Genomic DNA, 723 nt, shown 5'->3' with positions numbered 1-723 from the left:
ACAAGAAAGGTTATAAAAACGTAGCAGTATATCGACAAATGTTCCAAAAACATACCCCCCTATCTTATCTTTTATTTTACCCCTATCAACCCATTTCGGCAAGAGTTAACCTTACCCACGCTGTAAAATATCCATGTTACAAAATTTATGCAAAAAATAACGAGATCATGACACCGACTTCAGCATCGCCTCCCGCAAAATAGAATTCATGCGGGTCTGGTAACCTCTTCCTGCACTTTGTAGCCATTCAATAATATCAGCATCAAGCCGGACATTTACTGTCTTCTTGATAGGCTTGTAATTTGCCATGTTCCGGTAATGAGAAGGTTTCAATTGTGCCAGTTGTTCATCGGTCAGTGGTGGGCAATCCGTAAAGTCTGTGTTTTTGAAAGCCTTAATTTCTGCCGCTATTCGTGCTTTTTCTGTAGTGGTCATAATATGCCTCCTGTTCTTTGGGTATTGCTTCCCGTGCCATGATTATTTGGGTGTCGCCATCAGCCTTGTCCACAGTAACTACAAAAAGAATAACCGTGTCATGGAAACGCCCAATGGTGATGTAGCGGTCTTCGTCCAAAGATGAATGCGCCGCATCATAAAACTCCAGCAAATGCGAGTCATCAAAAACATCCACAATATCCGACAGGAAAAAGCCGTGTTTCTTCTTGTTGAGTTGGTTTTTTTCTTCAGTCCATGTAAATACTGCTTTTCTCGTCTATACATAAT

1 protein-coding gene and 1 pseudogene are annotated in these 723 nt (G+C 41.1%); both read right to left on the bottom strand.

What is annotated here, in order from left to right:
- Positions 1-165: 165 nt before the first annotated feature.
- Entirely contained in the window at positions 166-435 is a 270-nt protein-coding gene (locus ACYVRH_RS13850) for a BrnA antitoxin family protein (RefSeq protein WP_461257469.1), read from the bottom strand.
- A pseudogene (locus tag ACYVRH_RS13845) lies at positions 395-679 on the bottom strand (BrnT family toxin); the annotation flags it as partial. The pseudogene ACYVRH_RS13845 and the gene ACYVRH_RS13850, both read right to left, overlap by 41 nt.
- Positions 680-723 lie beyond the last annotated feature (44 nt).

The organism is Treponema sp. R80B11-R83G3 (assembly GCF_054786115.1).
This window is presented reverse-complemented; position numbering and strand designations above follow the sequence as displayed.